Source organism: Mucilaginibacter auburnensis, from assembly GCF_002797815.1.
Lineage (GTDB): Bacteria > Bacteroidota > Bacteroidia > Sphingobacteriales > Sphingobacteriaceae > Mucilaginibacter > Mucilaginibacter auburnensis.
In genome coordinates this window covers 957,681-978,310 of record NZ_PGFJ01000002.1, presented here as the reverse complement: position 1 = coordinate 978,310, position 20,630 = coordinate 957,681, and the positions used below count along the sequence as shown (strand labels likewise).

Here is a 20,630-nt window from a genome sequence, read left to right as displayed (position 1 = left end):
GGCTTAATCAAAAAGTCCTTTATCTCTATCTAAAAAATTAGGCCGTGGTAATGCCAGCCCGAGTTTAGTATTCAGTTGTTCCGAAACGTAATCAGCCAGTTCGGGCGAGTAGCGCTCATCATGCTGGTGCATAAAAAACCAAACCGACTGCAAACCTTTATCCCGCCATTGTTTTATGCGCTCCACCCAATCGTCAACGCGCTGGTAGTCGCTTCGGTGCAAACTATTACCCACAAAGCGGATAAAGGCGTGTGGGGTAGGTAAAGTCATGTGTACACAATCCCGCCTGCCGCTGGCGTCTGTAATAACCGCGCCAATGCCCAACTCCTGGAATAATTTAAAAGCATTATTGCGTACCTCGTTGTTGGCAAACCATTCTTTGTGGCGCAGCTCTACAAATATGGGTACATCCTTAGGTAGGTGCTCCAGGTAAGCTTTTAACTCAGGGAAACTTTTTGGTGTAAAGTTATCGCTCAGCTGCAAAAACAATGGTCCAAGCTTATCACCAAAGGCCATTATGCCATCATAAAATTGCGTAGTAATTTCTTCCGCATTTTTCAGCCTGCGTATGTGACTTATGCTTTGCGAAAACTTGGGGCAAAATTTAAAATCAGGATTACTGTCTACTTTCTCCTTCCATTTGCTGATAGTTGCCGCCGGGTAAACGTTATAAAAGGTGGCATTCAACTCTATACAGTCAAAGTGTTTAACGTATTCGTCTAAAAAATTGGCATCCTTTGTTTTAGGCGGATAAATTTTTCCTACCCATTCCTTTCGTCCCCACTTGGCGCAACCCACACGTACCTGTAAAGGGGCAGAACTTTTTGCAGCGGCAAGTGTTGTATTGGTGAGTTCGGCATCAGGAGGAAGTGTGAAATCTACATTGTCTAACTCTTCAGGATTTATCCGGCCAAATTCCATAATCTGTCGCGATTTTTAATGGCAAGTTAATACTTTTACAGCATACCATACCGCGTATAATATTATTTTAGTAGCTGCGTTTTACCCTTTAGACAATTAAATCATAATGTCATGTTAAACAAATACATAACTGCTGTGCTGCTGGGTTTTCTGGCTTTTTCTGCAAAGGCACAGTCAAACATACAACAGCAAATAACTGATATAGCAAGGGATGCTAAAGGCATAGTTTCGTTCACAGCTTTGAATTTAGAAACGCGCGATTCCGTTTCTTACCATGGCGAAGGGCAAATGGTAATGCAAAGCGTTATGAAGTTCCCGATAGCGTTGGCCGTTTTGCATGAAGTTGAACGCGGGAAATTCAGCCTTGATCAAACCTTTAAAATAAGCGACCGTGATATGCACCACAAAAACGGACCGCTGTTTGAAAAATATCCCAAGGGAGTTAATATTCCTTTAAGTGAATTACTTACCTACATGGTGAGTTACAGTGATAATAATGCCTGCGATATTTTGTTGGACAAAATTGGCGGCGTAAAACCTGTAATGGACAACCTGCGCCGCTTGCGGGTTAAAGGTATTGTTGTAGACGCATCTGAGTTGGATATGAGTGCTGCATGGGAAGTGCAGTATACCAACTGGTGCAAGCCCGCTGCTATGGTGCAGTTGCTGGATGTTTTTTATCAGGGCAAGGCATTGGATAAAGCCAACACCGACACATTGATAAAAAAGATGCTGCAAACAACTACAGGCCCTAAACAAATAAAAGGCTTATTGCCTCAAGGTACCGTTGTGGCTCATAAAACAGGTCGGTCAAATACTAATGCCGAAGGCGTTACTGCAGCTACAAATGATGTTGGGATTATTACCCTGCCTAACGGTCAGCATCTGGCTATAGCTATTTTTATAGGAAACTCAACTGCTGATCTGGATACAAGGGAAAGCGTAATAGCCCGTATTACAAAAGCTCTTTGGGATGCTAATTTTACTAAGCCGCAAAAAGCTAAATAGTCAGCTTTAAACCGTCGTAAGCCAATTGTATGCCGGGTGGCAATTCGGTGCTTACATCGGCGTGTTTGCCCAAACGGTGACTAATGTGGGTAAAGTAAGTTTGTTGGGCGCCAATCTCCAGAGCAAAATCAATGGCTTCCTGAAAGGTAAAGTGTGATATGTGCGCCTGTTTTTGCAGGGCGTTCAATACCAGTGTTTTAGTGCCTTTCAGTTTTTCTTTTTCACTGTCAGATATCGTCTTCGCGTCGGTTATATAGGTAAAGTCGTTTATCCGGAAACCCAGTATGGGTAGCCTATAGTGCATTACCTCAATAGGGGTGAAGGTAATGTCGCCTACGTTAAAAGGCGCGTCGGCTATAGTGTTTAAATTTACCTGCGGAATGCCCGGATATTTATGTTCAGCAAAAACATACGGAAACTCACGTACTATGGTAGCCTGCACGCGGGTATCAGCATAAATATTCATAGGCGCCTGTTGCTTAAAATTGAAGGCGCGTATGTCATCCATGCCTGCAACGTGGTCCTTATGTTCGTGGGTAAAAACCAGGCCATCCAGTTTTTGCACATTCGCGCGCAACATCTGGTACCTAAAGTCGGGTCCCGAATCAATAACAACCGTTGTGGTATCGCTTTCAACCAGAATAGAACTGCGCAACCGCTTGTCGTGACTGTCGGTTGAGGTGCAAACCTCGCAGTCACATGCAATTACAGGTACGCCCTGCGATGTTCCGGTTCCTAAAAAAGTTATTGTCACAGTTCCAGTTTGGTTTGTTTAAGTTGCTGCAAAAAAGCTATTTGTTTGTCATCTAACACGGCATGATCAATTTCCAGTTCACGCAGTAATTCAGCAAGCGCCAGTACTTTGCTCTCCAGATTTGAGAAGCGGTTAATCACAATTATTTTGCTGTTTTGCAGCAGGCAGGCACCTGTTTTAAAGTTCCCTTTTTCATAACGCACTTTATAACCCGCTGTTTTAAGCAATAGCTCCATTTTTTCAAGGGTGTGGGTGGTTAGCGTTAGCATTATTTCAAATATATTATTTTAGTCGGGAAGTCCGTTAAGCCGGAAAATCCCACAGGTATCTTTTGCTAAGCCAATATTGCTCTAAATTAAATCAAACCCAATATCTTTTCTGAAATAAACACCATCATAATAAATCCTGCTGGCATCTGCCGTAGCTTGTTGCAGGGCGTTAAACAAGTTGTCCTGCAAGGTAGTAATAGCCAACACGCGTCCACCTGTGGTAATAACTTCGCCATCGGCATTAAAAGAAGTACCGGCATGAAACACCTGCGAACCGCGCACATTCTCAATGCCTGATATTACTTTGTTCTTCAAATATTCGCCAGGGTAACCACCCGCTACGCAAACTACAGTAACGGCAACCTTATCAGATATCGAAAGTTCTTTTTCATTCAGATTGCCATCGGCCACGCCTTGTAGCAACTCCACCAAGTCGGTTTCAATACGTAGCATAACGCTTTCCGTTTCCGGGTCGCCCATACGGCAGTTGTACTCAATCATGTACGGGTCGCCGTCGCAGTTCATCAGGCCTATAAAAATAAAGCCTTTGTAAGGGATGCCATCCTTTTTCAACCCCTCAATAGTAGGGATGATAACGCGGTCCTCCACCTTTTTAATAAAGGTCTCATCAGCAAACGGAACAGGGGAGATAGAACCCATGCCGCCTGTATTTAAACCCGTATCACCTTCGCCTATACGCTTATAATCTTTGGCAGATGGTAAAATTTTATAATTATCGCCATCGGTCAATACAAAAACAGAAAGTTCAATGCCACGCAAAAACTGCTCAACCACAACCTTGCTGCTGGCCGCGCCAAATTTGGCATTGCTAAGCATTTCAACCAGTTCTAACTGAGCCTCTTCAACAGTGGTACATATTAAAACACCTTTACCTGCGGCAAGGCCGTCGGCTTTTAAAACCACAGGCAAGCCAATAGTAGCTACAAATGCTAAGCCTTCCTGTAAGGTTTCCTGCGTAAAAGTTTGTGATGCCGCCGCCGGAATGTTATGACGAGACATGAACTGTTTTGAAAAATCTTTACTTCCTTCTAATTGCGCTCCCTCAGCCTGCGGCCCGATAACCGGGATGTGTTTAACCTGCTCATCGGCCAAAAAGAAGTCATGAATGCCTTTTACCAAGGGTTCCTCAGGGCCAACCAAAACCATATCAACAGCATTGGCTAATGCAAACTGCTTAATGCCTTCAAAATCTGTAACGGCAATATTTACATTGGTTCCGTATTGCCCGGTGCCGGCGTTGCCGGGAGCAATAAAAATTTGGCTGCATTGTTGGCTTTGGCTTAATTTCCAGGCGAAAGCGCTTTCGCGGCCGCCCGAACCGATAATAAGGATATTCATGCGGCAAAGATAAAAGATTTTAAATGTGTAGGCCGAACAAATAAATAGGCTATTTTAACGTTGTTTTTTATGTAACCTTGTTGCCATTTAAATGAGCAGATTAGATAAATACAGAAAACTACCGGTATTTAAAAAGGCTGAAGAAATATTGGAACTTGCCGAGGTAATTGTGGAAGCGATTAAAGACAGCAAGGAGAAAGAACACTTCGCTAACGAAATATTAAGCAATGCTATGCTCATTGGTGTTAAAATTGCCGGTGCCGAAGGAGGAGGACTATACTCTTTAAGGATGCAGAATGCCGTGGTGGTCAAAATTGCAGTACATGACATGCTGAACGCGGTAATCTGTACGGCCATGTTTGACCTGAACGAGGAAGACTATGTTGACCTGATGCGTGATAAGGTAGAAGAATTCAGGCTGGAGTTTGTGGAGTGGATACGCAGCTTTGATAAAAAGCATGATATACCTGATAACTGGGCTATCCGTTTTGACACCAGTACTCCGGAGCAGGAAGTACTGGAAGAGTTAATGTTTGATGAAGAGGCTTTCGACGATAAATTTTTTGAAGATCTGGATGATGACGAAAGTGACGACGATGATGATGAGAATGATGATAAAAAAGATGAATGTTAATGTTGTTTCAGTTGGGTTCTCTAGGTCAAGGCCTTTTACCTTTCACCTTAAATAGCCTTTCACCTTTAACCTCAAAACGCTACCTTTGCCTGCCATATTGACTTTAAAATTACAATGGCGCAGTTATTGAGTTAGCTGGCGCATTAACCACATAATATGTTAAACTTTATTAGTAAGCTTTTCGGAAGCAAATCAGAACGGGACGTAAAAGCTATTACACCCATTATAGAAAAAATAAAGGCTGAGTATGCTAAAATGGATCAGTTGAGCCATGATGAGCTGAGAGCCAAAACCATATATTTTAAAGAGACCATTAAAGAAGGGCTGGCTAAAATTGATGCTGAAATAGCTGAGATTAAAGCCCGCACCGAAGAGAACCTTGATCTGGAAGTAAGCGAGAAAGTTGAGTTATATACGCAGCTGGATAAGTTGCAGAAAGACAGGGATAAAGAACTGGAAGTTATCCTGATGGATATACTTCCGCAAGCTTTTGCAGTGGTTAAAGAAACCGCCCGCAGGCTCAAAGAAAACGATACCCTGGAAGTTACCGCTACCGATTTTGACCGCGAATTAGCCGCTCGTAAGCAAAACGTTGTTATAAAAGGCGATAAAGCTATTCACCATAATAAATGGCTGGCTGCAGGTAATGAAGTTACCTGGAACATGGTACATTATGATGTACAGCTGATAGGTGGTGTGGTATTGCACCAGGGTAAAATATCTGAGATGGCTACGGGTGAAGGTAAAACCCTGGTGGCCACTTTGCCCGCTTACCTCAATGCTTTGGCCAGTCAGGGTGTGCATATTGTAACGGTGAATGACTATCTGGCACGTCGTGACTCGGAGTGGATGGGGCCGTTATATGAGTTCCACGGTTTATCTGTTGATTGTATTGATAAACACGAGCCTAACGGAGAATCACGCCGTAAAGCTTATTTAGCTGATATTACTTTCGGTACTAATAACGAGTTTGGTTTTGATTACCTGCGTGACAATATGACACGCAGCCCTGAAGAGCTGGTGCAACGCAAACTGCATTACGCAATGGTGGATGAGGTTGACTCGGTTTTAATTGATGATGCCCGTACACCTTTAATTATATCAGGCCCGGTACCTCGTGGCGATGAGCATGAGTTTTATGAATTAAAACCACGCATTGAGCGTTTGGTTAATGCGCAGCGTAATTATGTTACCGGCGTATTGAATGAAGCTAAGAAAGCCATTGCCGAAGGAAAAACCGGCGTTGATGATGGTGGCTTAGCTTTATTGCGTGCGCACCGTGGTCTACCTAAAAACAAAGCCTTAATTAAGTTTTTAAGCGAAGGCGCTAACCGCAGCTTATTGCAGAAAACCGAAGGCTATTACATGCAAGATCAGAACAAAGAAATGCCTAAGGCTGATGCTGAGCTTTTCTTTGTTATCGACGAAAAAAATAACCAGGTTGAATTGACTGAAAAAGGTATCGAGCTGATCACGGCATCGGGCGAAGACCCTAACTTCTTTGTGATGCCTGATGTAGGTACCGAGATAGCGGAGATTGAAAAATCTAACATGTCTGCCGAAGATAAACTGGCAACTAAAGATGCTTTAATGCGCGATTTCTCTATTAAATCTGAACGTATTCACTCGGTAAACCAGTTGTTAAAGGCTTACACTTTATTTGAAAAAGATACCGAGTACATTTTAGACGAAGGTAAAGTTAAGATAGTTGATGAGCAAACCGGTCGTGTATTGGATGGTCGTCGTTATTCTGATGGTTTGCACCAGGCAATTGAGGCTAAGGAGAATGTTAAGGTAGAAGATGCTACCCAAACATTTGCAACCATCACCCTGCAAAACTATTTCAGGATGTACCACAAGCTTTGTGGCATGACGGGTACTGCAGTTACTGAAGCAGGTGAGTTCTGGCAGATCTACAAACTGGATGTGGTAGAGATACCAACCAACACGCCAACCAGTCGTCAGGATATGCAGGACCTGGTATATCGTACCGTTCGTGAAAAATATAATGCTGTTGCTGATGAGATTGTGAAATTAACTGCAGCAGGCAGACCCGTGTTAGTGGGTACAACATCTGTTGAGATATCAGAATTGCTGAGCCGTATGCTTAAGCTACGTGGTATAAAACACAACGTACTGAACGCCAAGATGCACCAAAAGGAGGCTGACATTGTAGCCGAAGCAGGTAAAACCGGTACCGTAACTATTGCTACCAACATGGCAGGCCGTGGTACGGATATTAAACTGGGAGAAGGTGTTAAAGAAGCCGGAGGTTTAGCCATTATAGGTACCGAGCGCCACGAGAGCCGTCGTGTTGACCGCCAGTTGCGTGGTCGTGCAGGTCGTCAGGGTGATCCGGGTTCATCACAATTCTTTGTATCGTTAGAAGATAACCTGATGCGTCTATTCGGTTCAGAGCGTATCTCTAACCTGATGGTACGTATGGGTATTGAAGAGGGCGAAGTAATTCAGCACTCCATGATCTCTAACTCTATAGAACGTGCTCAGAAAAAAGTAGAAGAGAATAACTTCGGCATACGTAAACGTTTGTTAGAGTATGACGACGTAATGAACTCGCAACGTACGGTAGTTTATACCAAACGTAAAAACGCTTTGTTTGGTGAGCGCCTTGACGTTGACTTGAATAACACTGTGTTTGATGTAGTGGAAGATGTTGTTACCGAATACAAAGAGCAAAACAACTACGAAGGATTTAAACTGGAGCTGATCCGTCTATTCTCTGTAGATACTGATTTAAGTCAGGATGACTTTGCTGGTACATCTGCCCCAAAACTGGTTGACAGGATATTTGAAGAAGTTACCGATTTTTACAAACGTAAATCAGAAGCTATTGCGCAACAGGCTTACCCTGTGTTGAAAGATGTTTACGCAACGCGTGGCGAGTATATCGAGAACATCATTGTTCCGTTTACTGATGGTGTTCATGGTATACAGGTAGCAGTTCCACTTAAAAAGGCTGTTGATAATGAGGGTATGGAAGTGGTAAAATCATTCGAAAAGAATGTTACCCTGTTCCTGATAGACGATGCCTGGAAAGAGCACCTGCGCGAAATGGACGAGTTAAAGCAATCTGTACAGAACGCTGTTTACGAACAAAAGGACCCTTTATTGGTTTACAAGTTTGAAGCGTTCGAGTTGTTCCGACAGATGCTGGCTAACGTAAATAAAGAGATCGTTAGTTTCCTTTTCAGAGGTGGTATCGTATCGCAACAAGCACCTGAACAAGTGCAGGAAGCGAAACCGGAACCAAAAACCGATATGCGCCAGATGCGTACTTCAAAACCTGAATTGGTAGGAGAGGGCGACGGAGGTTTGCCTGAAGAACTGCGCGAGCCACAAAAAGCATCGCCGGTAAGGGTTGAGCAAAAAATAGGCAGAAACGATCCTTGTCCTTGCGGTAGCGGTAAAAAATATAAAAACTGCCACGGCGTAGGAATGGTTTAAACTAAAAACTTGTCATTGCGAGGTGTCTCGCAGTGATAAAAATTAACAATAATGAATAAAGCATCTGGTTGTAAAGCAAGTTTTAGCCTTATATTCAGATGCTTTTTATTTACATGCGTTTTTATGCCTGCGTTTAGCATCGCGCAAACCCGTGGCACTGTTAAGGAATTTAAAGATCCCCGTATAGACAGCCTGATTGCACGCAGAAATTCCTTGAAAAGTATTAAGGGCGGTACAATTAAGTTTTCATCGCAGGGGTATCGCATCCAAATTTATAGTGGCTCCAATCGTAAAGAGGCATATAATATACAGGCGCGTTTTCAGTCAGAATATCCAGCCATACGTACCTACATTTCCTACAGAATGCCTGACTTTAAGCTGCATGTTGGAGATTTTAGATCACGTTTAGAAGCTGAAAAGCAAGTACAGGATATGAAAGGCAGATACAGCGGGCTCATCATCATGAGGGCAACTATAAATCCACCTAAATCAGAGGTAAAATAATGAAAGAGCAGATACAACAATTAGCTAAAGATATTTTTGATGACGTACTGGCTAACCGTCGCCATTTGCACAGTCACCCCGAACTTTCTTTTCATGAGGTGGAAACCTCAGCCTTTGTGGCCCGCCATTTAGATATTTTAGGCATTAGCTATGAGCGTATGGCTGATAACGGTTTGGTTGGTTTGCTAAAAGGTGATCTGCCATCTGATAAGGTAATTGCCCTGCGTGCCGATATGGATGCATTGCCTATTACCGAGGCCAATGATGTGCCCTACAAATCGCAGAATGTGGGTGTGATGCACGCTTGCGGTCATGATGTGCACACTTCATCATTATTAGGAGTAGCCACTATTTTAACCCAAGTCAAAAGCCAGTTTGGCGGCACTATAAAATTGATATTTCAACCTGCCGAAGAGAAATTGCCCGGGGGTGCCAGCCTGATGATAAAAGAAGGCGTTTTAGAAAATCCAAAACCTTCGGCGGTGATAGGTCAGCATGTTATGCCCTTGATAGATGCCGGTAAGGTGGGTTTCCGTGCAGGTAAATATATGGCATCTACTGATGAATTGTATGTTACCGTAAAAGGTAAAGGCGGTCACGGTGCGCAACCGCAGCAAAACATTGATCCTGTTATCATCACAGCGCATATGCTGACTGCCCTGCAGCAGATTGTAAGCCGTTTTTCTGACCCTAAAAGTCCATGTGTGTTATCCTTCGGAAAGGTGATAGCTAACGGCGCTACCAATGTAATTCCTAATGAGGTTTACCTGGAAGGCACCTTCCGTACCATGGATGAAGAATGGCGTGCTGAGGCACACCAGAAAATGAAGAAAATGGCTGAGGGCCTGGTTGAAAGCATGGGTGGTGCCGTTGATTTTAATATTGTGAAAGGTTACCCATACTTAATTAACGAACCCGTATTGACCAACAACGTACGCGGTTTTGCGGAAGACTATTTAGGCAAAGAAAATGTGCTCGATCTTGATATATGGATGGCTGCCGAAGATTTCGCCTATTACTCTCAGGTGGCCGATTCGTGTTTCTATCGCTTAGGTACACGTAACGAAAGCCGCGGCATTACCTCATCAGTACATACCCCGACATTTGATATTGAGGAAACAGCCCTGGAAACCAGTGTTGGTTTAATGGCTTATCTGGCTGTAAAGCAATTAGGAAATTAATATGAGGTCCATGGTCCATAGTCTATGGTCCATGGACTATAAAAAAGTTCTTTTGGCTTTCAGCCTTAGTCTGTATGCTTTCGGCTTAAAAGCGCAACAGAATCCGGATACTACGCTTTCTATAGTGATTGATACGGCTATTGTAAATATCCGGTCGCATAAACTTACAGAGCAGGATTTTATTGACGCGGTTGTTGCTGATACCGGCTTTTACAAAGCCTTTCGCGACATGAAGCGCTATAGCTTTATCGCCGAAAATCATATCTTTACTTACGACAAAAAGAACAAACCCGAGGGGGAGATCTACCGAAAGGTGCGCCGTACCATCACAGGCAACAAAGCCAAAGTGGAGTATCTCGAAAAATACGATAAGGGCAAGCTTTACAAAAAGAACGGTAAGTATGATCTGTACACAGTGGAGATGTTCGATTACATTTTTAATAATGCGTATAAGTCAGATTTTTCAGAGCGGGAATCCTTACCTGCCGAAGGCAAGAACGCTTCTTATAAAGACAAACTCAAAACCCTTATTTTCCAACCCGGTCGCAAAATTACCGGTATTCCGTTTTTAAGCAAAAAAACGGAAATATTTGGCAAGGATATGCGGCAATATTATCTGTATGAGTTTGCGCGTGGTACTTATCTGGATTCTATTCCTGTATATCGATTTAAAGTTATCCGCAAGCCAAGTACGGCTGAGGGTGATGTAATGATCAACGAGCTAACCACCATATTTGATGTACGGGATTTTAAAATTTTAGGCCGCTATGTGGATATGAAATACCACAATATGCTATTTGATTTTGATGTGAAGATGAATATTGAGCTGGTGCCTTTTCGCGATAAACTTCTACCTGCCAAGATAAGCTATCAGGGTAATTGGGATGTGCTTTTACATAAAGAGGAAAAGGCCAGTTTTTTGATCACGCAAAAAGAGTATCAATAAAGTTGATATCCAATGGGGTACAAAAAAAAGCCATCACTATTACAGTGACGGCTTTTATTATTAAGAGTTCTTAATTACTTCATCAGTTTAACAAAATCGTCAAACAGGTAGCGGCTATCGTGCGGGCCTGGTGATGATTCGGGGTGATATTGCACCGAGAAGGCTTTTTTACCTTTTACACGTATACCTTCAATTGAATCGTCGTTCAGGTTAACGTGGGTGATCTCCACCTTGTCGCTTGCTCTAACCGCTTCCGGCACTACACCAAAACCATGGTTTTGTGAGGTTACCTCGCAGTGGTTGATAATGATATTTTTTACCGGGTGATTTAAACCACGGTGACCGTTAAACATTTTTTTGGTTGGAATACCGTTAGCCAAAGCCAGCAACTGGTGACCTAAGCAAATACCGAACATAGGTTTATCAGCATCCAGAATTTCTTTTACAGTATCAACCGCGTAAGGCATAGCGGCCGGATCGCCGGGGCCATTTGATATAAAGTAACCGTTTGGCGCGAAATCTTTTTCCATTTCGGCGAAGGTGGTTTTAGCCGGATATACTTTAGCATAAACCTCGCGACTGTCAAAATTGCGCAGAATGTTCTTTTTAACACCCAGATCAAGCACCGCTACACGGTAAGGTGCGCTCTCGTTGCCAATGGTATAAGTTTCTTTGGTACTTACTTTTGATGATAACTCCAAACCGTCCATTGAAGGTACTTCGGCAAGTTTAGCTTTTAGTTCTTCAATGTCTAAGATCTCTGAAGAAATGATAGCATTCATAGCGCCCTTGTCGCGGATGTGGCGAACCAACTGGCGGGTATCTACATCAGATATGCCAACAATATTTTCTTCCTGAAAATAATCCTGAATTGACTCGTTAGCCTGTTTGCGGCTGTAAGCAATGTTGTAGTTTTTACATACCAAGCCGGCAATTTGAATATTGCCTGATTCGGTCTCTTCATTGCTTATGCCATAGTTACCAATGTGGGCATTGGTAGTTACCATGATCTGGCCAAAGTACGAAGGATCTGTAAATACTTCCTGATAGCCGGTCATGCCGGTATTAAAACATATTTCGCCGGCGGTTGTACCAATTTTGCCTGCGGCTTTTCCATGAAAAACAGTACCGTCAGCCAGTAATAATACGGCCGGTAATTTGGTGAAATAAGTCATTCTTTAAATAAATAAAAGGATTAAAAAAGCGGCTTATGCGGTGCGCTGCGCCGTGAAAATAGGATGGGAAAACGGTGTTGTTGAGTCCCTGGTTCACGCCGCAAAAGTAATTATTAATTTCGGAATTCGGAATTTCGATTTCGGATTTTTTCCACATCGCAAATTCGTTGCTATTTGTTATAACTTAGTCCATATAACAATTGCCCCTTCTGAGTTATGTCACAAACAAACAACCATGCCTATTTACAAAAGCAGCGTTCCTTTAAATTGCATGCTCCTTCATTGTTGATATTCGTGTTTGCAATATTTATAGCATGGGCAATTAACATTGCTCCACACATGATTCCCGGAGGTTTTGCAAGCAATTTTTGGATCCGTACATCACTGATAATAATTGCCGACGCACTTTTGCTTTACGTTACCTTTAATTTATTAAAACGGAATAACATACTGACTGCTGCTCTGGGGCTTGTTTATCAAAGCACATGTATAAAATTATATTTATCGGCATTGCTATCGGTGTAGCAAGCCTGATTATTTTAGCATTTGTGCTTTATATGATGGTTCCTTACCGGTTTGTATATCAACCGATAAATGTAGCTTACGTTTTAGAAGAAAGTTATTCTTTTTTGCTGGGTGCTGTTTTAGAGGAGCTAATGTTTAGAGGGTTTTTATTGGTGGTTTTTGCCAGATTGTTGGGTTGGCGCATAGGCTTATTGATAATGGCACTTCCATTTGGATTGTATCATATAGCAGGCGGCTTAAGTATGATAGTAAGCACTACGCTATTTTCATTTGTGTTTGGGTTATCATTTGTACTTACCCGGTCGTTATGGGCGGCTATATTTGCGCATGCAACCGCAAATATACTTCTGCATCTTATAACCGGGTTAGACGGTGGTAGCAATTCTGTTTATAAATTGGTTTTAGACGGAAATTGGCCAGTTAATTATGCTGTGGGGCTGTTAACATCAGTTATTAGCGCGTTGGTTACTTCCGTTGTATTGTATGTAATTATTTTAGGTAAACGACACTTCAATAATTCCGAAATCGAACATCCGAAACGGCGCAGCCCTCTTGAGCACCGTAAAAAACAAATACTTGCGAAAAATCCGAAATAAAATAATCCCTACATTTGCCCACTCAAACTGATCAAAATGTCGGTAAACAAAGAAATTAAAAGGGTAACCACCCATACGCTTCAGGATATGAAAGGCCGTGGCGAAAAGATAAGTATGCTTACCGCTTATGATTACACCATGGCTACCATTGTTGATGCCGCCGGAACAGATGTTATTCTGGTGGGCGATTCAGCCTCTAATGTTATGGCCGGACATGAAACTACGCTGCCTATAACGTTAGATCAGATGATCTATCACGCCTCATCGGTAGTACGTGCTGCCAAGCGGGCTTTGATAGTTGTTGATCTGCCTTTTGGTACCTATCAGGGTAACTCAAAAGAGGCTTTAAACTCTGCTATCCGCATTATGAAAGAGAGTGGCGCGCATGCGGTTAAACTGGAGGGTGGCGTGGAAATTGCCGAGTCTGTTAGCCGCATACTAACAGCCGGTATACCCGTTATGGGCCATTTGGGTTTAACGCCGCAATCCATCTATAAATTTGGTACCTATACGGTACGTGCAAAAGAAGAAGCAGAAGCGAGTAAGCTAAAAGAGGATGCTTTAAAGCTGCAGGAGTTAGGTTGTTTTGGTATAGTGATAGAGAAAATACCGGCTGCTTTGGGTAAAGAAGTTTCTGAAAGTTTGAATATCCCTACAATCGGTATAGGTGCAGGCCAGTATTGCGACGGACAGGTTTTGGTTATTCATGATATGCTGGGTTTGAACAAAGGTTTTAAACCGAGATTTTTGCGTCAATACGCTAATTTGTATGACGATATGAACAAAGCCATTCAAAATTACGTTAACGATGTAAAAGGAGGTAGTTTCCCTAACGAGAAGGAACAGTACTGAGCCCCCCAACCCCCTAAAGGGGGAGCTGAACATTATGGCACGAACAGAAATTAAATACATTCCGAAAGAAATAACTAACGCTGATGTGTTGTATGAGGATAATCACCTCATAGCTATCAACAAACGCGCGGGCGATATTGTGCAGGTTGATGATACCGGCGATGAGCCGCTGGATGAAAAGGTAAAAAAATACATCGCCCAAAAATATAACAAGCCTAACGGCGCTTTTTTGGGTGTGGTGCATAGGTTAGACAGGCCTGTTAGTGGTGTTATCTTATTTGCTAAAACCAGCAAAGCGTTAGAGCGGATAAATAATATGTTCAAGGCGCGCGAAATGCATAAAACTTATTACGCCGTTGTTCGCAAACGTCCGTTTCCGGAAAGTGGCACATTGGTACATTGGTTGCAGAAAAATCCGCAGAAAAATGTTACCAAAGCGCATGATAAGGAAGTGAAAGGAAGCCAACGCGCTGAGTTGCATTATAAACTGGTTGGCGAATTGGATGGCTACTACCTGATTGAAGTTGACCCAATAACCGGCCGTCCGCACCAAATACGAGTGCAATTATCTACATTAGGTTGTCCCATAGTTGGTGATAACAAATATGGATATCCGCGTGGAAGTTTGCGTAAAAGTATTTGCCTGCACGCCCGGCGCCTGCAATTCATCCACCCCGTTAAGAGTGAACCTATACTGATAACTGCTCCTGTACCTAAAGATGGTTTTTGGGAAAAGTTTGAAGGGATGATAGGGTAGAAGTTCAATCAAAGCTTAATTATTATTGTTATTTTTGATTGAGTGATGTTTTAATCAGGCTATGAATTTGCAATACATTTCAGATAACAACGGAGAAACTACAGGGGTCTATATTCCCATCCAGGAGTGGAACGAACTCAAAAGCAAGTTTAAAGGTATTGAGCAAGAGGAGATCAATGTACCCGACTGGCATATCAAAATTGTAAGAGATCGCTACGAAAAGTACTTAGAAAATCCGAAACAAGGTTTGGATTTTGATGAGGCAATGAGAGATATTGATAAGGAATTATAATGTATAAACTCATTATTCTGCCCATTGCTAAACAGGATATTAAAGAAGCTGCATATTGGTATAATTCTCGTCAGCCGGGTTTGGGTAAGCGGTTTACCTTAAAGGTAAAGGAAAAAGCCGACTTTATTAAATCCGAGCCTTTGGCAACGGCTACACGATACGATGATGTGAAAACCGCCGTATTAGATACCTTCCCGTTTATGTTGCATTATACGGTCGATCAAGCAAAAAAGCTCATAGTCATTTTGGCGGTATTACATACCAGTCGTAATCCTGATATCTGGAACTCTGAACGCTAAATTTTCTAATTTTTCAGGTAAAATAATAATTGCTAAAAACAGTTATTATTACCATGCATTAACTCTCCATTAAATTCCGATTTTATATTTTTGCTCCGTCTGATGAAAAACGTTCCGCTGATATTTATTTTGTGCCTGCTGCTACTTAGTATGCTCACTAATTCCTGCAAAAAGGATAAAGGAACTTCTATTCAAAATTTGTTCAGTAGTGGTAAGTGGGAACTCACAACAGTTGTGGTAACTGTTACGCAGGGAGATTCTGTAAAGTATGATACCCTGAATACCGATTGTCCAGAAAAACAGTTGTTTACACTTAATGCAGACGGCACCTGTAACTATACTAATTTTCATTGTAAAACTCAAATTTCAAATGGCCGCTGGTCATTATCACCCGACCAGTTGTACTTGAAGTCGGATATAGTTTGCCAGGATACTGTTAAGTTGGGGCCAGGCAAGTCAACGCCTTTTTCCAACGCGCAGATATTAACTGTTGGTCAATACTCCATGGTGTTAATAACCGGCGATATTCAAAACTACTCCAACACACAAAAAAGAACGGTAATGCGTTACGGGTTTGTAAAACAAAAAGTGATAACGCAATAAAACAAAGTGTTAAAAATTTATATTTGACAATAATCAACCATAGTTATCGCGTGAATTTGAAAAAAAGAATAGCCATTTTTGCTTCAGGATCAGGCTCAAACGCCCAAAAAATAATGGAATATTTTAAGCGTAGTCCGGATGCTGAGGTAGTATTGATATTAACCAACAATCCGCAGGCCTATGTGCTGCAGCGCGCAGATAATTTTGAGATCCCATCGCATGTTTTTACGCGTAACGAGTTCTATCAAACAGACGAAGTGATCAGGATATTGAAAAATCTTCAGGTTGATCTGATTGTATTGGCGGGTTTTTTATGGTTGGTTCCGTCTGCGTTACTCAAAGCTTTTCCTAATAAAATAATTAACCTGCACCCTGCCTTGTTGCCTAAATACGGCGGTAAGGGCATGTATGGCGATAATGTACACAAAGCAATTTTGGCTGCCGGTGAAGAGGAATCAGGCATTACCATTCATTTTGCTAATGAAGAATTTGACGAAGGGGAGATCATTCATCAATCGCGTTTCAAAATTGACCCGACCGATAATCTGGAGATGATAAAGTTCAAGGGACAGCAATTAGAGCATCAGCATTTCCCAAGGGTAATTGAAAATTTGCTTAAAAAGATGAAGAGCTAAGCCCGATAGGCTTAGCTCTTCATCTTTTTTGTACGTTATAAATTATTTCTGACGGGCAAATAATTGTCCGCAGCCATTTGGATCCTGACAAATTACATCCGGTTGGATATACAATGAATCTGAACCTACAGTAAAAGAATGCACCAGCGTACCGCTGCTGCCTTTAAATATCAGCCTTCCGCTATTAACCTCATATGAGTTATAACCTGAAATTACCGTAGTCTCTAAGTTTCCGCTTTCAGAGAACTTGAGATATTTACCTGTTGGGACTTTTGTTGATATATCAACCTGATTCCAGGTACCTATAAGCAATTGCTTACCAACGTCTGATACATTGTTTTTTTTACATGCCGATATAATAAATAAGAAAGCTGCAAACGCGTAGAAAATCCTTTTCATAAGTTTTTGTTTGTTACTGTATAATTGATAAAGCCAAACGATCGTAGCTTTATTTTTATTGCGGTTAAAAGTACTGTAAATAAATTTTACTGCTATTGTTTAATATACTTAGTAGCGCAACCTTCAACGCAAATATTTGGGCCTGTCGGGGTTAGTGTCATTGTATCACCCTCAATCTTACAACTATAATTTTGTACAACATCGCTATTTTTCTCTTTTAAACTAACGGTAGTATTGTCTTTAATAACAAAAGTTGAGTAAGTGTTTGCCAGGCTATTACCGCCTAAAGTGCCGTCTGCTTTAAATTCGTCGTACACTGTTTGGTTAGTTGGCGCATTTTTCCAACTACCTGGGCCACCTTCAGAAATAAAATAAGAGGTAACCTTCCAACGGCCTATCAGATCTTGTTTATTTAAGGCAATTACCCCTTTTGTCATCTTTTCCTCTCCGGCGCTTTGTTTCTCGCAGGAAGTAATGCTGATCGTTAATAGGAGCAATGAAAGCGTAAGTAATTTTTTCATAATAATAATGTGGGTTAAATGGCGGTTTGGTGTTTGTTTCTATAATAAAACGAGAGCTTTTGTTGCAATGCTACAAACAGGTTTAATTTTTCATTAAATCAAAGTATCAATTCAGCAATAAGTAATCAGCTAAAATAACTACCTTTGCGGCTCAAAATTTTTCATATAAATGAGTCAACCCGTTACCATTAAAAATGCCTTGATTTCAGTTTATTACAAAGATAATCTGGAGCCTATTATTCAGGAATTAAACCGCCTTGGAGTAAATATTTATTCAACTGGTGGAACCGAAACGTTTATACGCAGCCTTGGTGTTGATGTAATTGCGGTAGAAGACCTTACTTCTTATCCATCAATTTTAGGTGGACGGGTTAAAACGTTACATCCTAAAATTTTTGGTGGTATTTTAAATCGCCGTAGTTCTGAAGGCGATCAGCAGCAAATTGCTGAATATGAAATTCCTGAAATAGACCTGGTCATTGTTGACCTTTATCCGTTTGAAGAAACGGTAGAGTCTGGTGCGGGACATGATGACGTTATTGAAAAGATTGATATTGGTGGTATATCGCTTATCCGCGCGGCAGCTAAAAACTTTAAAGACGTTGTTATAGTTGCTTCCAAGGATGATTATGTAGAGCTGGATGGTTTGCTAAAAACGCAAAATGGTGCAACTACTATTGATCAGCGTAAACGCTTTGCGCAAAAAGCATTCAACATTACATCAAATTACGATACAGCAATATTCCAATACTTTAACCGCGACGAGCCAATGCCTGTGTTTAAACAGAGCATTTTAAAAAGTCAGGTTTTGCGTTATGGCGAGAACCCGCATCAAAAAGGTGTATTCTATGGTAATTTGGATGCCATGTTTACCAAATTGAACGGTAAAGAACTATCCTACAATAACCTGGTTGACGTTGACGCTGCCGTTGCTTTGATAGATGAGTTCACTAACGAACCAACCATAGCTATATTAAAGCACACTAACGCCTGCGGTATTGCCAGCCGTCAGTTTATAAAAGAAGCCTGGTTAGATGCGTTAGCTTGCGATCCGATATCTGCTTTTGGTGGTGTTATCATTGCTAATGATGAGATAGACGCGGCTACAGCTACCGAGATTGATAAGTTATTTTACGAGGTATTAATAGCCCCGGCTTATACTGATGAAGCTGTGCAGATCTTAACCGCTAAAAAGAACCGTATTGTTTTGATCAGGCAGCAGGTTGAATTACCTGCAAAGCAGTTTAAAACGTTATTAAACGGTGTTATTGAACAAGATAAAGACAATACGGTTGAAGGTCCTGATCAAATGAACGTTGTGACCAATGCTAAGCCAACTTCGCAGGAATTGAAAGACCTGTTCTTTGCTAATAAGGTGGTAAAGCATACCAAATCAAACACCATAATATTTGCTAAAAACAACCAGTTAATGTCAAGCGGTGTTGGGCAAACATCAAGGGTTGATGCTTTAAAGCAGGCTGTTATAAAAGCGCATAGCTTTGGCTTTGATCTGAAGGGTGCTGTTATGGCTTCCGACGCATTTTTCCCGTTCCCGGATTGTGTTGAACTGGCTGCTGAAGCCGGAATAACCGCGGTTTTACAGCCGGGTGGCTCCATAAAAGATCAGGACTCTATAGATATGTGTAATCAAAAAAACATAGCTATGGTTACAACAGGTGTGCGCCATTTCAAGCATTAGCAGTTGGTGATCAGTGATTGGTGATTAGTGAATAGTTGTAATTTTTTTATAATAAAAAGGCTGTTTATGGAGTTAACTAATCAACATATTTCAACTAACTTTATGAAATTTTAAAATATTCGAATCAGCCGGAAAATGAGCTTATTTAATTTTTTCACACAGGAAATCGCCATAGATCTGGGTACCGCAAATACCCTCATTATACATAATGATAAAGTTGTTGTTGATGAGCCATCAATAGTAGCTTTTGACCGCACTACCAATAAAGTTATTGCCATTGGGCGCCAGGCCATGCAAATGGAAGGTAAAACCCATGATAATATCCGTACTGTACGCCCGCTAAAAGACGGTGTAATAGCCGACTTTAACGCTGCCGAACACATGATACGCGGCATGATCAAAATGATCAACCAGGGCAAGGGATGGTTTTTCCCTTCATTGCGTATGGTTATCTGTATCCCATCGGGCATTACGGAGGTGGAGAAACGCGCCGTGCGCGACTCTGCGGAGATAGCAGGGGCTAAAGAGGTTTACCTGATACATGAGCCAATGGCCGCTGCAGTAGGTATTGGTATTGACGTAGAGGAGCCTATGGGTAACATGATCATTGATATTGGTGGTGGTACCACCGAAATAGCGGTTATTGCGCTTTCAGGTATCGTGTGCGATCAATCCATACGTGTTGCTGGCGATAACTTCGACTCAGATATCGTTCAATACATTCGTCGTCAGCACAACATCATGATTGGTGACCGTACTGCAGAGAAGATCAAAATAGAAGTTGGTTCTGCTCTGCCGGAGTTGACTGACCCACCAGCTGACTTTGCTGTACAAGGCCGTGATTTAATGACAGGTGTCCCAAAACAGATCATGGTATCATATACCGAGATTGCGCATTGTTTAGACAAATCAATTTCAAAAATTGAAGAGGCGATATTAAAGGCCTTAGAGATCACTCCGCCGGAACTCTCGGCTGATATTTATCAGACCGGTATCTACTTAACCGGTGGCGGTGCATTGTTACGCGGATTAGACCGTCGTGTATCTGCTAAAACCAAACTTCCGGTGCACGTAGCCGAAGATCCGCTGCGCGCGGTAGTTAGGGGTACGGGTACGGCGTTGAAAAACATAGGTAACTTTAAGTTTTTAATGCAATAATTTTAGATATGAGATGTGAGATATGAGTATAGAGATCAATAAAATCTCGCTTTTGTCTCACGTCTCAAATCTCACGTC

At 41.8% G+C, this 20,630-nt stretch carries 22 protein-coding genes; 15 read left to right on the top strand and 7 right to left on the bottom strand.

The window, feature by feature from the left end:
- Positions 1-3: 3 nt before the first annotated feature.
- The gene (locus tag CLV57_RS15020; protein ID WP_100342200.1) at positions 4-921 is read right to left on the bottom strand and encodes a DUF72 domain-containing protein; all 918 of its coding nucleotides are present in this window, start codon (positions 919-921) and stop codon (positions 4-6) included.
- 111 nt (positions 922-1,032) lie between these two features.
- Between CLV57_RS15020 and bla the strand changes: the two genes are divergently transcribed.
- Positions 1,033-1,929, top strand: a complete 897-nt coding sequence (gene bla, locus CLV57_RS15015; RefSeq protein WP_100342199.1) for a class A beta-lactamase — start codon at positions 1,033-1,035, stop codon at positions 1,927-1,929.
- On the opposite strand, the gene CLV57_RS15010 is transcribed toward bla, so the two are convergent.
- From CLV57_RS15010 to purD, 3 genes are all read right to left on the bottom strand, one after another.
- Positions 1,922-2,683: an MBL fold metallo-hydrolase gene (locus tag CLV57_RS15010; protein ID WP_100342198.1), complete on the bottom strand. Its 762-nt coding sequence runs from the start codon at positions 2,681-2,683 to the stop codon at positions 1,922-1,924. The two genes, bla and CLV57_RS15010, sit on opposite strands and share 8 nt — an antisense overlap.
- The gene (locus CLV57_RS15005; RefSeq protein WP_100342197.1) at positions 2,680-2,952 is read right to left on the bottom strand and encodes a hypothetical protein; all 273 of its coding nucleotides are present in this window, start codon (positions 2,950-2,952) and stop codon (positions 2,680-2,682) included. Before CLV57_RS15005 ends, CLV57_RS15010 begins: the two co-directional genes overlap by 4 nt.
- 81 nt (positions 2,953-3,033) lie before the next feature.
- The gene (gene purD, locus CLV57_RS15000; RefSeq protein WP_100342196.1) at positions 3,034-4,311 is read right to left on the bottom strand and encodes a phosphoribosylamine--glycine ligase; all 1,278 of its coding nucleotides are present in this window, start codon (positions 4,309-4,311) and stop codon (positions 3,034-3,036) included.
- A gap of 91 nt (positions 4,312-4,402) precedes the next feature.
- On the opposite strand from purD, the gene CLV57_RS14995 reads away from it, so the two are divergent.
- The 5 genes from CLV57_RS14995 to CLV57_RS14975 all read left to right on the top strand — a co-directional run bounded on the left by CLV57_RS14995 (position 4,403) and on the right by CLV57_RS14975 (position 11,041).
- On the top strand, positions 4,403-4,945 hold the full coding sequence (locus CLV57_RS14995) for a hypothetical protein (protein ID WP_100342195.1): 543 nt from the start codon (positions 4,403-4,405) through the stop codon (positions 4,943-4,945).
- Between the two features lie 156 nt (positions 4,946-5,101).
- On the top strand, positions 5,102-8,410 hold the full coding sequence (gene secA, locus CLV57_RS14990; protein WP_100342194.1) for a preprotein translocase subunit SecA: 3,309 nt from the start codon (positions 5,102-5,104) through the stop codon (positions 8,408-8,410).
- A 51-nt stretch (positions 8,411-8,461) separates the two neighbouring features.
- Positions 8,462-8,914, top strand: coding sequence for an SPOR domain-containing protein (locus CLV57_RS14985; protein WP_100342193.1), 453 nt, complete (start codon positions 8,462-8,464; stop codon positions 8,912-8,914).
- Positions 8,911-10,095, top strand: coding sequence for a M20 metallopeptidase family protein (locus tag CLV57_RS14980; RefSeq protein ID WP_100342192.1), 1,185 nt, complete (start codon positions 8,911-8,913; stop codon positions 10,093-10,095). The genes CLV57_RS14985 and CLV57_RS14980 overlap by 4 nt, the downstream gene beginning before the upstream one ends.
- A gap of 31 nt (positions 10,096-10,126) precedes the next feature.
- Positions 10,127-11,041, top strand: coding sequence for a hypothetical protein (locus CLV57_RS14975; RefSeq protein WP_100342191.1), 915 nt, complete (start codon positions 10,127-10,129; stop codon positions 11,039-11,041).
- Positions 11,042-11,115: 74 nt separating this feature from the next.
- On the opposite strand, the gene carA is transcribed toward CLV57_RS14975, so the two are convergent.
- Entirely contained in the window at positions 11,116-12,216 is a 1,101-nt protein-coding gene (gene carA / locus CLV57_RS14970; RefSeq protein WP_100342190.1) for a glutamine-hydrolyzing carbamoyl-phosphate synthase small subunit, read from the bottom strand.
- A 485-nt stretch (positions 12,217-12,701) separates the two neighbouring features.
- On the opposite strand from carA, the gene CLV57_RS14955 reads away from it, so the two are divergent.
- The 7 genes from CLV57_RS14955 to purN all read left to right on the top strand — a co-directional run bounded on the left by CLV57_RS14955 (position 12,702) and on the right by purN (position 16,775).
- Positions 12,702-13,337, top strand: coding sequence for a CPBP family intramembrane glutamic endopeptidase (locus tag CLV57_RS14955; protein WP_100342187.1), 636 nt, complete (start codon positions 12,702-12,704; stop codon positions 13,335-13,337).
- A gap of 36 nt (positions 13,338-13,373) precedes the next feature.
- Positions 13,374-14,189, top strand: a complete 816-nt coding sequence (panB, locus tag CLV57_RS14950; RefSeq protein ID WP_100342186.1) for a 3-methyl-2-oxobutanoate hydroxymethyltransferase — start codon at positions 13,374-13,376, stop codon at positions 14,187-14,189.
- 34 nt (positions 14,190-14,223) lie between these two features.
- Complete coding sequence (locus CLV57_RS14945) at positions 14,224-14,946, top strand: RluA family pseudouridine synthase (protein ID WP_100342185.1); 723 nt, start codon at positions 14,224-14,226, stop codon at positions 14,944-14,946.
- A gap of 61 nt (positions 14,947-15,007) precedes the next feature.
- Entirely contained in the window at positions 15,008-15,238 is a 231-nt protein-coding gene (locus CLV57_RS14940; protein WP_100342184.1) for a hypothetical protein, read from the top strand.
- Positions 15,238-15,537, top strand: a complete 300-nt coding sequence (locus CLV57_RS14935; protein ID WP_100342183.1) for a type II toxin-antitoxin system RelE/ParE family toxin — start codon at positions 15,238-15,240, stop codon at positions 15,535-15,537. The genes CLV57_RS14940 and CLV57_RS14935 overlap by 1 nt, the downstream gene beginning before the upstream one ends.
- A 102-nt stretch (positions 15,538-15,639) precedes the next feature.
- Positions 15,640-16,140, top strand: a complete 501-nt coding sequence (locus CLV57_RS14930) for a lipocalin family protein (protein WP_100342182.1) — start codon at positions 15,640-15,642, stop codon at positions 16,138-16,140.
- A 56-nt stretch (positions 16,141-16,196) separates the two neighbouring features.
- Positions 16,197-16,775: a phosphoribosylglycinamide formyltransferase gene (gene purN / locus CLV57_RS14925; RefSeq protein WP_100342864.1), complete on the top strand. Its 579-nt coding sequence runs from the start codon at positions 16,197-16,199 to the stop codon at positions 16,773-16,775.
- Positions 16,776-16,817: 42 nt separating this feature from the next.
- On the opposite strand, the gene CLV57_RS14920 is transcribed toward purN, so the two are convergent.
- Together CLV57_RS14920 and CLV57_RS14915 are read right to left on the bottom strand one after the other, a co-directional pair.
- On the bottom strand, positions 16,818-17,174 hold the full coding sequence (locus tag CLV57_RS14920) for a hypothetical protein (protein WP_100342181.1): 357 nt from the start codon (positions 17,172-17,174) through the stop codon (positions 16,818-16,820).
- A gap of 92 nt (positions 17,175-17,266) precedes the next feature.
- Entirely contained in the window at positions 17,267-17,695 is a 429-nt protein-coding gene (locus tag CLV57_RS14915) for a hypothetical protein (RefSeq protein ID WP_100342180.1), read from the bottom strand.
- Positions 17,696-17,864: 169 nt separating this feature from the next.
- Between CLV57_RS14915 and purH the strand changes: the two genes are divergently transcribed.
- Together purH and CLV57_RS14905 are read left to right on the top strand one after the other, a co-directional pair.
- Positions 17,865-19,394, top strand: coding sequence for a bifunctional phosphoribosylaminoimidazolecarboxamide formyltransferase/IMP cyclohydrolase (purH, locus tag CLV57_RS14910; RefSeq protein ID WP_100342179.1), 1,530 nt, complete (start codon positions 17,865-17,867; stop codon positions 19,392-19,394).
- A 135-nt stretch (positions 19,395-19,529) separates the two neighbouring features.
- Positions 19,530-20,552, top strand: a complete 1,023-nt coding sequence (locus CLV57_RS14905) for a rod shape-determining protein (protein WP_100342178.1) — start codon at positions 19,530-19,532, stop codon at positions 20,550-20,552.
- The last annotated feature ends 78 nt before the right edge of the window (positions 20,553-20,630 follow it).